A 12,552-nucleotide genomic window follows, 5' to 3' on the forward strand; every position below is an offset into this window, starting at 1 on the left:
GCCACCCCAGATTTCCCGGGCACCGGGAACCACCAAGAAGAGAGAAGAACATGTTCACAGCAAGGAACAAGGGCCGGCTCGCCATCACGGCAGTCGCGGTCGGGGCGGCATTGGCCCTCACAGGGTGCGCCTCGGGTGATCCCCTCGACAGCGGATCGGGTGGCAGCGACTCCGACAGCGACACCATCGTCGTCGGCTCGCAGGCCTACTACTCGAACGAGATCATCGCCGAGATCTACGCACAGGCTCTGGAGAACGCCGGTTACACGGTCGACCGCCAGTTCCAGATCGGCCAGCGCGACGCCTACCTGCCCGCGCTCGAGGACGGCGAGGTGGACCTCATCCCCGAGTACACAGGAAACCTCCTCCAGTTCTACGACGACACCGCCACGGCGACCCAGTCCGACGAGGTCTACGCGGCCCTCCAGGACGCGCTGCCCGACGGCCTCGCCGTCCTCGACCAGTCGCCCGCGACCGACCAGGACTCGTACAACGTGACCGCGGCGTTCGCCGAGGCCAACTCGCTGACGTCGATCGCGGACCTCGCGAACGTCCCCGACCTCATCCTCGGCGGCAACGCCGAGCTCGAGGAGCGCCCCTACGGACCCACCGGTCTGAAGGACGTGTACGGCGTGACGGTCTCGTTCAACGCCACCGGTGACACGACCGTCGACGCCCTCGTCGCCGGCACGATCAACATCGCGAACGTCTACAGCGCCGACCCGCGGATCGCGTCCAACGACCTCGTCACCCTCGAGGACCCCGAGGGCCTGTTCCTCGCCTCGAACGTCGTCCCCCTCGTGAACGCCGATCTGGCCGACGAGCTGGCCGAGGTGCTCAACCCGATCGACGCCGCTCTCACGCCCGAGGGACTCGTCGCCCTCAACGTGCTGAGCGTCGACGACCAGGAGTCCTCCGATGTCATCGCCACGAAGTGGCTGACCGACAACGGGTTCCTCAGCTGAGTCGTCCCCGCTGAATCGAACTGCCCGGTTCAGGCACTCCCGCTCGTCGGGAACTGCCCGAATCGGGCAGTTCGTCGTTTCGGCGGAGTCGTCAGTGCTCCCCGGGGTCGTCGGCGCGGTTCATGTGCCGCAGTTCGCGCCGGTGCAGAAGCCAGCGGATGAGCGCCGCGACGAGCAGGAACAGGACGATGGCGCCGACGAACAGGTAGCCGGCGTAGTGCAGCCGGTCGGCGAGTGAGCGGTAGCCCTCGGCGGCGGCAGCCGCGACCGAGATGTAGGCGAACGCCCACACCGTGCACGCGGGGGCGGTCCAGGAGATGAACCGGCGGTAGCTCATCGGACTCATGCCGACCGTCAGGGGGATGAGCGCGTGCAGGACGGGGAGGAACCGGCTGATGAACACCGCGGGCCCGCCGCGCCGCGCGAGATAGTGCTCCGCGCGTTCCCAGTTGCGGTGGCCGATGCGCGCCCCCAGACGACTCGCGCGGAGGCGGGGGCCGAAGTAGCGGCCGAGCAGGAATCCGACGCTCTCGCCCGCGAGCGAGCCGATGATGACCACGACGATCAGCGACCAGTACTCGAACGGGTTGGCCACCCCGGTCGCGGAGACGATCACGATCGTGTCGCCTGGAACGATCAGTCCGATCAGGATCGACGTCTCGAGGAACATCGCCAGCCCGGAGAGAAGGGTGCGGAGCACCGGATCGACATCGTCGACCGTCTGCAGCACCGCGTCGAGAACGTCGTTCACAGCATCCACATTAGGGGCCGGGCCCCTACGTGAACCGTGAGCTTCGGCATGCCTCCTCCGCCGGCTCGTCCGGCCGTCGCACGGTTGGGGTGCTCGCGTCCGCCTCCGGTTCACCGCGCTCCGCTAGAGTCCGCGCCGTGACCGGCTCCACCCCACTCGCCCGCCGACTCGGCACGGCCGATGCCGTGTGGATCGGTCTGGCGTCGATGATCGGTGCCGGCATCTTCTCGGCATTCGCCCCTGCCGCGGCGTCAGCGGGCGGTGCGCTCCTCATCGCGCTGGCGATCGCGGCAGTGGTCGCGACGACGAACGCGATCTCGTCCGCGAGCCTCGCGGCGCAGTACCCGACCTCTGGCGGGACCTACGTCTACGGCCGCGAGCGTCTCGGACCGTGGTGGGGCCACCTCGCGGGGTGGAGCTTCGTGATCGGCAAGACCGCCAGCTGCGCGGCGATGGCGCTGACGTTCGCCGCCTACGCGGTGCCGCAGGAATGGCAGAGACCTGCGGCAGCTGTCGCCATGCTGGTCATCGGCGGGGTGAGCGTGCTCGGGGTCACCCGGACCGCGCGGGTCGCGCGGATCCTCGTGCTCGCCGTGCTCGCCGTCCTCGTCTTCGTGGTGGCGAGCGGCCTCGGCTGGGCGGGAAGACCCTCCGAAGCGGGCGACCTGGTCTCGGGCGGGTCGTCGGTCTACGGAGTGCTGCAGGCGGCGGGCCTGCTGTTCTTCGCCTTCGCCGGATACGCGCGCATCGCGACTCTCGGGGAGGAGGTGCGCGACCCGCGGCGCACGATCCCGCGCGCGATACTCATCGCGCTGGGGGCCGTCCTCGTCATCTACGCCGTGGTGGGCGCCACCCTGGTGACGGTCCTCGGAGAGGGCGGCCTCGCCGGGTCCTCAGCGCCCCTCGCCGCGGTCGTCGCGCTCACCCCGTGGCCGGACGCGGTCGTCGTCGTGCGGATCGGCGCCGCCATCGCGTGTCTCGGTGCGCTCCTCGCGCTGACGGCGGGTGTGTCGCGCACCGCGCTGGCGATGGGACGCGAGGGTGACCTGCCGCGATTCCTCGCGGGCGTATCGAACCGGCACGGCACGCCTCGGAATGCCGAGCTCGTCGTGACCGCGGTGGTCGTCGTGCTGGTCCTGACCGTCGACCTCCGTTCGGCGATCGGCTTCTCCTCATTCGGGGTCCTGCTCTACTACCTCGTCGCGAACCTCTCCGCGTTCACCCAGGACCGAGGCGACCGCCTTGCACCCCGCGCTGTGGCCGTGCTCGGTGCCGTCGGCTGCGTCGTCCTCGCGGCCGCTCTTCCCGTGGCCTCCGTCGTCGGAGGGCTGATCGTCGTCGCGCTGGGCCTGCTGGTGCGATTGGTCGCCGTGAGAGTCAGGGCGCGGTCAGGGGAGCGGTCGTCGTAGCGCGTCGAGGCGACGTGCCCACAGCGAGCGACGGCCGGGCTGCTCAGCGACGCTCGGTCCGTCCACCCACGCGGTGACGATGCGGATGCCGTGCAGGGCGTTGAGGATCCACACCTCATGCCCCTCGAGTTCGCTGGCCGTCGTGTGCTCGCGCACCGTGTCGACGCCGAGCGCGACGGCGAGGGTCTCGAGACTGCGGGCCGTCACCGAATCGACGCGTTCGAGGTCGTCCGCCGGGAAGGCCAGGATGTCTCCGCGCCACCAGGCCACCGCGCTGTACGCGCCCTCGACGACGTAGCCCTCGGGGGAGGTGATGATGACCTCATCGGCGCCCCGCCGCTGCCCCTCGCTGCGCACGCGCAGCATCGTCTCGAGGTCGGGACCTTTGATCGTCGGCGAACGGCGGGGGTCGGCCCCGTGATGGGACACCACCCGTGCGGCGCTGCGGATCGCGGGTGCGGGGCGCATCAGCAGCCGCAGTTCGGCGCGACCCGAGGCGGTTCTGGCCTCGACCCGAGGGAACCAGTCGCCGGTGCGGGGGAGGGTCGCGATCGCCGCATCCCAGAACGGAGCTGCGTCGCCGCGCAGCTCCGCCGGCAGCGCCCGCTCGAAGCGCTGACGATGCAGCTCGAGACCGCGGGCGCGCCCCTCGGTCACGAACCAGGAGTCGGCGGCGGCCACGCGCGACACCGTGTTCTCGCACCCGTCGACCGGCTCCAGTGCGCCGGCACGCCAGCGGAGAGGCGCCAGTGGCACCTCGTCGTGGTCGGCATCGCTCATAGGGTTAGCGTATGCGGCGACCCGGTGCGACGAGCTCCGCCCCGACGGGAGGCGAGCCGAGGTGGCTCGACCCGCTCACCGCCGTCGAACTGCTTGCGGATCCGCCCGATCAGGTCGTCCTCCTGCACTCCAGCGACGGCTCGGGCATGAGTCACCTCGGCTTCGGCCACGAGGTCGTCGACCACGTCCCGGCTGTCCCGCTCGACCCCACCCGCCCGGGGGAGCCCGCCTGGATGGGATGGCTCGACTACGAGGGCGGAGCCCGGTTCCTCGGAGTGACGCGGTCGATCGGCTTCGACCACCGCACGCGATCCGTCGTCGTCCGCGGGGATGAGCTGTGGCGTGCCCAGGTGACCGCGGCGATCGATGACGGGGCGGCCGGCACGACACGCGACCCGGCACCGTCCATCCCTCCGACCCTCGCGCGGTGGCGTCACGACGACCACCACTACCTCGATCTGATCGCCCGCTGCCAGGCCGCCATCCGACGCGGCGACGCCTACCAGCTGTGCCTCACCAACACCGCCACCGTCGACCGCTCGCCCGACGCGTGGCAGGTCTACCGTCGGCTCGCCGCGCTGAGCCCGACCCACCACGCCGGATTCCTCCGACTCGGCGACACCACCCTCGCCAGTGCGTCGCCCGAGAGCTTCCTCACCCTCGACGCCGACGGGGTGATCACGAGCAGCCCGATCAAGGGCACCCGGGCGCGATCGGCCGACCCGGTGCACGACGCCGCGCTCGCCGTCGAGCTGGCCGCCGACGAGAAGGAGCGGGCCGAGAACCTGATGATCGTCGACCTCGTGCGCAACGACCTCAGTCGCATCGCCGAGCTCGGCACCGTCCGGGTCGCACGCTTGCTCGAGGTCGAGAGCTACCCGCAGGTCCACCAACTGGTCAGCACCGTCGAGGCGTCGCTCCGGGCCGGCATGACGGGAGCGGACGCCATCGACTCGCTGTTCCCGGCCGGATCGATGACGGGAGCGCCGAAGCGGAGCGCGATGGACCTGCTGCGGGCATTCGAGGAGGGGCCTCGCGGCCTCTACTCGGGCGCTTTCGGCCTCATCGGCGCCGACGGTTCGATCGACCTCGCGATGACCATCCGCAGCATCGTCTTCCGAGGGGGAGGCGCCACGGTCGGTGCGGGAGGCGGCATCACGGCGCTCTCCGTCCCCGAACGGGAACTCGCCGAGGTCCGGATCAAGGCCGCACCCCTGCTGGCCGCTCTCGGAGCCGTCTCCGCGTCCGAGTGAGGCCGCCCTTCCGTCCGCGCGGCACTCTTGGGCTGGGATTCGGGGAAGCCGGGCGGTTTGCCAGGTTCGCCCTCTTGTGACGGGCCGTGCCCGCGTGGTTGGCTCACGGCAGGCCGAGCGGTCGCGAACTGGGACTCGAACCACTCTCACCTGTTTCATCACCTACCCCCGATGACTGGAGTCCCATGTTCGATCAGCAATTCATCGTCGACGCCGCGCGCCGCAGCGGCGAGACCAAGCTCGACCGCCGCAAGCTGCTCACGATGGCGGGTATCGCCGGCGCCGGTGCCGCGACCGCCATGCTCGCCACTTCCGCTCCCGCCATGGCGGCTCCGGGTGACGCGCCGACGGGCGGCCCCAGCGATGCCTCGGTGCTCAACTTCGCGCTCAACCTCGAGTACCTCGAGGCGGAGTTCTACCTCCGGGCCGTCACCGGTTCCGGCCTGTCCGACGACCTCACCACCGGAGCGGGGACCCGCGGCGAGGTGACGGGCGGCCGCGCCGTCCCGTTCAAGACGGCGGGCGTCCGTCGCGTCGCCGAGGAGATCGCCGCCGATGAGAAGGCGCACGTCGCCTTCCTGCGCGGTCAGCTCGGAGTCGCAGCGGTGTCGCGCCCCGCCATCTCGCTCGACGCCAGCTTCACGGCAGCGGCGACGGCGGCGGGCATCATCAAGCCCGGCCAGACCTTCGACCCGTACGCGAACGAGAACAACTTCCTCCTCGCCGCCTTCCTCTTCGAGGACGTCGGAGTCACGGCGTACAAGGGCGCGTCGCCGTTCATCGCGAACAAGACCTACCTGGAAGCCGCCGCGGGCATCCTCGCGGTCGAGGCGTACCACGCGGGCGCGATCCGGGCGACGCTGTACGCCGCGGGCTTCGCCGTTCCCGCGGTCTACACGGCGGCCGACGCGCTGTCGAACGCGCGGGACAGCCTCGACGGCTCGACCGATCTCGACCAGGGCGTCGGCAGCACCTCGAAGTCCAACATCGTGCCGGCCGACGCGAACTCCATCGCGTTCAGCCGTTCACCCGGCCAGGTCCTGAACATCGTGTACCTCAACCCGAAGTCGGTGACATCGGGCGGGTTCTTCCCCGCCGGTGTCAACGGCGAGCTGAACCTCTCCGCGGCCAGCGCGTAGTCAGAAGCGAACGGACCGATGCCCTGGGCGAACCGCCCAGGGCATCGGTCGTCACGAGGCGGGGTCCGCGCGGCGAGGACTACGCTTGCTTGTTGGCCCGAGCCACCCTGGGCCGATCCCTTGCGAGAGTAGAGATAAAGCGTGTCACTCACCCCCGGCCCCGACAGAGACGAGCCCGGCGTCGCCGGCTTCTCCGAAGTGCAGGACAAATGGCAGCGGGTCTGGGAGGAGACCAAGCCGTTCGCCACTGCAACGGCCGCGTCCGGCGACAGCCGCCCCCGCAAGTACATCCTCGACATGTTCCCGTACCCGTCGGGCGACCTGCACATGGGGCACGCCGAGGCGTACGCCCTCGGTGATGTCATCGCGCGCTACTGGCGCCAGCAGGGCTTCAACGTGCTGCACCCGATCGGCTGGGACTCCTTCGGCCTCCCCGCCGAGAACGCCGCCATCAAACGCGGAGTCGACCCCCGGGAGTGGACCTACGCGAACATCGCGCAGCAGCGCGAGTCGATGCGGCGGTACGCGCCGAGCTTCGACTGGGATCGCGTCCTGCACACCAGTGATCCCGAGTACTACAAGTGGAACCAGTGGCTGTTTCTCAAGATGTACGAGCGAGGCCTCGCCTACCGCAAGGACAGCTGGGTCAACTGGGACCCGGTCGACCAGACCGTCCTCGCCAACGAGCAGGTCCTGCCCGACGGCACCTCCGAGCGCTCCGGTGCGATCGTCGTCAAGAAGAAGCTGACGCAGTGGTACCTGCGCATCACCGCCTACGCCGACCGTCTGCTCGACGACCTCAACCAGCTCGAGGGGTCGTGGCCGTCGAAGGTCATCGCGATGCAGCGCAACTGGATCGGCCGTTCGACAGGTGCTGACATCGACTTCGCCGTCGAGGGTCGCACCGAGCCCGTGACCGTCTACACGACGCGCCCCGACACCCTGTACGGCGCGACCTTCATGGTCGTCGCCCCCGACTCCGACCTCGCCGCCGAGCTCGTCGCGGGCAGCGACGACGCCGAGATCCGCGAACGATTCCAGGACTACCTGCAGCGCGTGCAGAAGTCGACCGAGATCGAGCGCCTCACCGTCGACCGCGAGAAGACCGGTGTCTTCACCGGCCGTTACGCGATCAACCCGCTGAACGGGGAGCGGCTCCCCATCTGGGCCGCCGACTACGTGCTGAGCGACTATGGGCAGGGCGCCATCATGGCGGTGCCGGCCCATGACCAGCGCGACCTCGACTTCGCCCGCGCGTTCGACCTGCCGGTCCGCGTCGTCGTCGACACGACGCAGCCGGTGACCGGTGCGATCCGGATCATCCCCGAGGACGGCGAGCTGCCCGTGCTCGACGAGATGGATCCCGGTACCACCGGCGTCGCCCTGTCCGGCGAGGGCCGCCTGATCAACTCAGGTCAGTTCAACGGCTTCAGCAAGGTCAACGCCATCGCGCGCGTCATCGCCCACCTCGAGGCGCAGGGCGTCGGCCGCAAGGCCAAGAACTACCGCCTGCGCGACTGGCTCATCTCCCGCCAGCGCTACTGGGGCACGCCCATCCCGATCGTCTACGACGAGGACGGCAACGAGATCCCCGTCCCCGAGGATCAGCTCCCCGTCGCCCTGCCGCCGAGCGAGGGACTCGACCTCAAGCCGAAGGGGACCTCGCCGCTCGGCGGAGCGACCGAATGGGTGCAGACCGAGATCGACGGCAAGCCGGTTCGCCGCGACACCGACACGATGGACACCTTCGTCGACAGCTCCTGGTACTTCCTGCGCTTCCTGTCGCCGAACGACCCCGACAAGGCGTTCGACCCGTCCGAGGTCGACAAGTGGGCCCCCGTCGACCAGTACGTCGGCGGTGTCACCCACGCGATCCTGCATCTGCTCTACGCCCGTTTCATCACCAAGGTGCTGTTCGACATGGGCTACGTGAACTTCACCGAGCCCTTCACCGCGCTGCTCAACCAGGGCATGGTGCTGATGGACGGCTCGGCGATGTCGAAGTCCAAGGGCAACCTGGTCCGCCTCTCCGACCAGCTCGACGAGTTCGGCGTCGACGCGGTCCGCCTCACGATGGCCTTCGCCGGCCCTCCCGAGGACGACATCGACTGGGCCGACGTGTCACCCGCCGGGTCCGCCAAGTTCCTCGCCCGTGCGCTGCGCGTCGCCCGCGACGTGGACAGCTCGCCCGACGTGGTCTGGAAGAACGGCGACGACAGGTTGCGCCGCCAGACCCACCGTCTGTGGGCCGATGCCCCGGGCCTGATCGAGGCGTTCAAGTTCAACGTGCTCGTCGCCCGGATCATGGAGCTGACGAACGCGACCCGCAAGGTCATCGACTCGGGTGCGGGCCCCACAGATCCCGCCGTCCGCGAGGCGGCCGAGGCGATCGCTCTGACGCTCAGCCTCTTCACCCCGTACACCGCGGAGGAGATGTGGGAGATCCTCGGCTACCCGCCGTCGGTCGCCCTCTACGGCTGGCGCAAGCCCGATCCGACGCTGCTCGTCGACGAGTCGGTCACCGCGATCATGCAGGTCGACGGCAAGGTCCGAGACCGTCTCGAGGTCTCTCCGAAGATCGGTGGCGAGGAGCTGGAGAAGCTCGCCCGCGCCTCGGTCGCCGTGACCCGGTCGATCGGCGACCGCGAGGTCGTGAACGTGATCGTGCGCGCGCCGCGGCTGGTGAACATCGCGACGAAGCCCGTCTCCTGAGACGTGTCGGGCGGCAGCGCTGAAGGCTCGTCGGCCTTCAGCGCTCCGCACCGCCCTGCTGACCTGATGCGAACAGCACGAGATTGTTGCTGTAGTGCATCGAGTTGAAGTCGTACGGGCCGTTGCAGGTGATGAGCCGCAGCTGAGGCGTGCGGGTGGGACCGTAGACGGCGTCGGTCGGGAACGCGGCCTTCGCCACATCGGCCGTTGAATCGGCCGTGAAGACCTCCTGGGTGCCGTCGCTCAGAGTGATCACGATCTCCGTGCCCGGCGCGACCTCGTGCAGTCGCGAGAAGATGCCCGCATCCTCGGTGTCGTCGACATGTCCCGCGATGACGGCGGGGCCGACCGCGCCGGGAACGGCGCTGTCGGTGTACCAGCCCGCCTCCATGAGCCCCGTCGGCGGCTCGAGCGAACCATCCGTGCGCCGGTTCAGCTGGGTCAGGTCGACATCGACTCCGATGCTCTCGATCCGCAGGTGAGCCGGGGTCAGCGTGGCAGAGGGACCCGACACGACCGGCCGTGGATCCTGCAGGGCCGACGCACGAACGCTTGCGGCCGAGAGGTCCGCCGGATCCTCGGAGAACGTGATCGGGTCCGACGCCGCGAGGTCGGCCTCCGCGAGGTCGGCGGCCGTGAGTCGAGCCGCGGCCGCGTCGTCCGTCGCTCCGGCCATCTGGTCGACCGTGACGGCTACGACGGCGAGCAGGACGATGGCGCCCGCGACGGCCTGCTCGGTGGTGCGCCGCGCACGCGACCGCAATGGCGTCCAGCGGCCGCGGTGCCGTGGTGCGCGCTTCTCGGTCATCTGCTCGGATCCCTCCGCTGGTGGCGGGGACGGAACGGACCGGTCCGTCCCCGGAGACGTCGGGTCAGACGCGGTCGCCGACCCGGGCCTGATCGGCTGCGCGTGCGGCGACCCCCTGCCGACGCGAACGGATCCCGACCGCGATGAGGGCGATGGCCGCGATCCCGGCGACCCCGGCGAGCGTCACGATCTGCGCCTGCTGCTGCTCGGAGGCGAGTGCACCGCCTCCCGTCTCCACGCCGCCGACCGGAGCCTGGACCACCGCGGCGCTGTCGATCGCCGGTACGACCGTGAGGGCGCCGGCCGAGTCATCGAGCACGAAGAGCGTCTGCGCCGTGCCGGCAGCGAGAGCGGCCGAGTCGAGGTCCTCGGTGGTGCCGGAGACGAGGGAGAACGAGGTGTCGCCCGCGGGCACGTCGACGTAGTCGCCGACATCGCCGAATCGAGCGGCCGAGGCCAGCTCGGTTCCGTCCTCCGTCGAGACATCGACCTCGTCGGAGTCGACGGACGCCTGGAAGACGCGGACCCGGGCGGTGTCCGCGGGAGGGGTCGAGAGGTCGTCATCGATCACGGTGGTCTCGAGGTCCTGGTTCAGGCCCATGGCGATGACCGTGGCCGCGGCGCCGGCGGTCACATCGATGGAGGCCTCGACGACGGGGGCGGAGGCGGGGTCGGCGCCCGCGGGGCGCATCGCGATGGCGTAGGTGCCGGGATCGAGGGCCATGTAGTTGGACACCCCGCCGTAGCCCACCCCGGTCAGCGAGTAGAGCACCGTGCCGCCGGCGAGGGCCGACAGTGAGATGTCCACCTGGAGGGTGTCGGGCGAGAGGTGCGCGACCCGAACGTATCCGGTGTCCGCCGTAGTGGCCGACGCGGCAGCGGCGGGGGCGAAGACGAGGGCCGCGACCGCGGCGGCGGCCCCCACGGCTCTGACGAGTGGCGTGCTGGAGATCATCTGTGCTGCTCCTTCTCTGCGCGGGTGCGTTCTGTCATCGGGATCCGAGTGGGTGGGGGAGGTGGGTGGGTCATTCGGCGGGTGGGGGAGCGAAGGTCGCGAGCACTCCGTCGGCGTCGACCGAGACGCTCTCGACGGCGAACTCGTCGGAGAGGCCCGAGAGGTAGGCGCTGAGGGCGGGGATCGACCCGCCGCCCGTTTCGAGCGCCGCACCATCGGCCTCGGACACCAGGAGCTGTCGGCGCACGGAGCCCGCGGCGGCGGGGCTGTCGTCGACGGCCGGGAAGTCGGCGACGGTGAGGTCGTGGGCCGTGAGCAGCTGGGCGAGGACGATCATGATGCGCGGGTCGACCGACCCGTCCTCGAGCAGTCGGCGACTCTCGGGGGTCGTCGTGAGACGCGGGTTGGCGAGCAGCTGGGACCCCTGGTCGGACCGACGCGCCGTGCCCTCGTCGGCTGTCACCGTCGGCGACGGTGCGGCGGACGGGGCTGCTGCCGAGTCGTCGGAGTCGCTGTCGACGGCCTCCGCTGCGGTCACCAGTCCGGCGGTGAGCACTCGATCCCGGATCTGGGAGATCGTCGCGCCCAGCGTCGCCGCGAGCACGAGTCCGAGGGTGAGCGATCCGATGACGCCGGCGATGAGTGCGCGGGAGTCGCGACCGCCGATGGCGGCGAGGGCCCCGTCGGCTCCGATCCCCGCGGCGACGCCGATGGCAGGGGCGACGGAGACGACGACCGTTGCGAACCAGAACGACCCGCCCCAGGTGGTGGAGGCGATGCCGCCGGGGACGATCGCGAGAGCGACGATCCCGATCACCGCGACCGCGAGACCGAGGCTCGCCGGTGCGAGGAGTGCGCGGATCCGTCGGCGCCGCGAATCGGGGCGGTGCAGGAGCCGGAGGACGATGAGCACTGCAGCGATCAGAGCCAGGGGTGAGATCGCGATCGCGGCGCCGGTCAGAGCGCCGGCGCCCCAGCGGCGAGGGATGGACGCCTCGCCGTCGGGCCACAGGCAGACGGCCAGGAGTCCGGCGACGACCGCGGCATGCTCCGGCACGCCGATCACATCGGACGAGGCCGTGGTCAGAAGGAAGGTCGTGAGTGCGGAGGCGAGGAGGGCGCCGACCGAGCTGAGGCCGAACTGGCGGGAGGCGCCGAAGACGACGGGGCCCAGGATGAGGACCAGGACGAGGGTGGCCCAGGGTGGAAGTGGGCCGGGGTGCTCGGGGGCGACGAGCCAGGCGCCGAGACTGACCCCGGCGAGGAGGAGGAGAACCGCACCGGGAAAGAGATAGCGGGTGACGAGCTCCGCCCAGGTGGAGAGGTGCTGGCTGCGGGATCGACGATGCCGCGATGCCGCCCTGCGCCTCCCGCGCGGCGAGTCGGGAGAGAGCTCGTCGTCCCCATCCCGGGTCGACCGGCCGGGCCGGCGCGGGCCCGAACGCGACCCGGGCGAGGCGCGCACGCGCTGCCGGGGACCGGCCGGATCGGCGCCGGTCCGAGAGGTCTGGTCGTCGACGCCCCCGCCGACGGGCGGGTTCGCGTCGACGGCCTCGGGGTCGCCGTCCTGCCGGTGCACGGAACGGCGCGCGACGAGGCTCATCGGCACCCCTCCCCAGCACTTCAGCACCCTCGCCAGTGCTCGTCGGGTGTCGAGCGGCCGGGGTGTTGCCTTTCAGGCTAGGTCGCGACGCGCGGACAATCGGCGTTCTCGGAGGTGGTACCCAGGCTTTGTTGTCCCTCCACACAGCTCTGTTCGGCCCGCTTCGCCACCGGTCCT

The 12,552-nt window shown here is 70.5% G+C and carries 10 protein-coding genes; 5 read left to right on the forward strand and 5 right to left on the reverse strand.

The window, feature by feature from the left end:
* Window positions 1-50: 50 nt before the first annotated feature.
* Window positions 51-965, forward strand: a complete 915-nt coding sequence (locus tag DDQ50_RS10060) for an ABC transporter substrate-binding protein (protein ID WP_116756602.1) — start codon at window positions 51-53, stop codon at window positions 963-965.
* A gap of 91 nt (window positions 966-1,056) precedes the next feature.
* On the opposite strand, the gene DDQ50_RS10065 is transcribed toward DDQ50_RS10060, so the two are convergent.
* The gene (locus DDQ50_RS10065; protein WP_165829774.1) at window positions 1,057-1,716 is read right to left on the reverse strand and encodes a DedA family protein; all 660 of its coding nucleotides are present in this window, start codon (window positions 1,714-1,716) and stop codon (window positions 1,057-1,059) included.
* Between the two features lie 137 nt (window positions 1,717-1,853).
* On the opposite strand from DDQ50_RS10065, the gene DDQ50_RS10070 reads away from it, so the two are divergent.
* Entirely contained in the window at window positions 1,854-3,125 is a 1,272-nt protein-coding gene (locus DDQ50_RS10070; RefSeq protein WP_116756603.1) for an APC family permease, read from the forward strand.
* Here DDQ50_RS10070 and DDQ50_RS10075 read toward each other — a convergent pair.
* Window positions 3,105-3,905, reverse strand: a complete 801-nt coding sequence (locus tag DDQ50_RS10075) for an aminotransferase class IV (protein WP_116756604.1) — start codon at window positions 3,903-3,905, stop codon at window positions 3,105-3,107. The genes DDQ50_RS10070 and DDQ50_RS10075 overlap by 21 nt on opposite strands.
* 11 nt (window positions 3,906-3,916) lie before the next feature.
* Here DDQ50_RS10075 and DDQ50_RS10080 point away from each other — a divergent pair, with 11 nt between their 5' ends.
* The 3 genes from DDQ50_RS10080 to leuS all read left to right on the forward strand — a co-directional run bounded on the left by DDQ50_RS10080 (window position 3,917) and on the right by leuS (window position 9,009).
* Window positions 3,917-5,158 carry an anthranilate synthase component I family protein gene (locus tag DDQ50_RS10080; protein ID WP_116756605.1) on the forward strand — a complete coding sequence of 414 codons (1,242 nt, stop codon included), beginning with the start codon at window positions 3,917-3,919 and terminating at the stop codon, window positions 5,156-5,158.
* Between the two features lie 185 nt (window positions 5,159-5,343).
* Window positions 5,344-6,297 carry a ferritin-like domain-containing protein gene (locus DDQ50_RS10085; protein ID WP_116756606.1) on the forward strand — a complete coding sequence of 318 codons (954 nt, stop codon included), beginning with the start codon at window positions 5,344-5,346 and terminating at the stop codon, window positions 6,295-6,297.
* 198 nt (window positions 6,298-6,495) lie between these two features.
* Complete coding sequence (gene leuS, locus DDQ50_RS10090; RefSeq protein WP_377940303.1) at window positions 6,496-9,009, forward strand: leucine--tRNA ligase; 2,514 nt, start codon at window positions 6,496-6,498, stop codon at window positions 9,007-9,009.
* Window positions 9,010-9,046: 37 nt separating this feature from the next.
* Here leuS and DDQ50_RS10095 read toward each other — a convergent pair whose 3' ends face one another.
* The 3 genes from DDQ50_RS10095 to DDQ50_RS17275 form a co-directional block, all read right to left on the reverse strand.
* Window positions 9,047-9,817 carry a sortase domain-containing protein gene (locus DDQ50_RS10095; protein WP_116756608.1) on the reverse strand — a complete coding sequence of 257 codons (771 nt, stop codon included), beginning with the start codon at window positions 9,815-9,817 and terminating at the stop codon, window positions 9,047-9,049.
* 64 nt (window positions 9,818-9,881) lie between these two features.
* On the reverse strand, window positions 9,882-10,772 hold the full coding sequence (locus tag DDQ50_RS10100; RefSeq protein ID WP_165829775.1) for a DUF4397 domain-containing protein: 891 nt from the start codon (window positions 10,770-10,772) through the stop codon (window positions 9,882-9,884).
* A gap of 70 nt (window positions 10,773-10,842) precedes the next feature.
* Complete coding sequence (locus tag DDQ50_RS17275; RefSeq protein WP_165829776.1) at window positions 10,843-12,375, reverse strand: hypothetical protein; 1,533 nt, start codon at window positions 12,373-12,375, stop codon at window positions 10,843-10,845.
* Between the last annotated feature and the right edge of the window lie 177 nt (window positions 12,376-12,552).

It is taken from the genome of Amnibacterium flavum, from assembly GCF_003097495.1.
Lineage (GTDB): Bacteria > Actinomycetota > Actinomycetes > Actinomycetales > Microbacteriaceae > Naasia > Naasia flava.

What these genes read in the sequence shown, in the direction of transcription:
- DDQ50_RS10095 (WP_116756608.1), bottom strand. Translation starts at nt 9,817, where the DNA reads ATGACCGAGAAGCGCGCACCACGGCACCGCGGCCGCTGGACGCCATTG.
- DDQ50_RS10085 (WP_116756606.1), top strand. Translation starts at nt 5,344, where the DNA reads ATGTTCGATCAGCAATTCATCGTCGACGCCGCGCGCCGCAGCGGCGAG.
- DDQ50_RS10100 (WP_165829775.1), bottom strand. Translation starts at nt 10,772, where the DNA reads ATGATCTCCAGCACGCCACTCGTCAGAGCCGTGGGGGCCGCCGCCGCG.
- DDQ50_RS10075 (WP_116756604.1), bottom strand. Translation starts at nt 3,905, where the DNA reads ATGAGCGATGCCGACCACGACGAGGTGCCACTGGCGCCTCTCCGCTGG.
- DDQ50_RS10060 (WP_116756602.1), top strand. Translation starts at nt 51, where the DNA reads ATGTTCACAGCAAGGAACAAGGGCCGGCTCGCCATCACGGCAGTCGCG.
- DDQ50_RS10080 (WP_116756605.1), top strand. Translation starts at nt 3,917, where the DNA reads ATGCGGCGACCCGGTGCGACGAGCTCCGCCCCGACGGGAGGCGAGCCG.
- DDQ50_RS17275 (WP_165829776.1), bottom strand. Translation starts at nt 12,375, where the DNA reads ATGAGCCTCGTCGCGCGCCGTTCCGTGCACCGGCAGGACGGCGACCCC.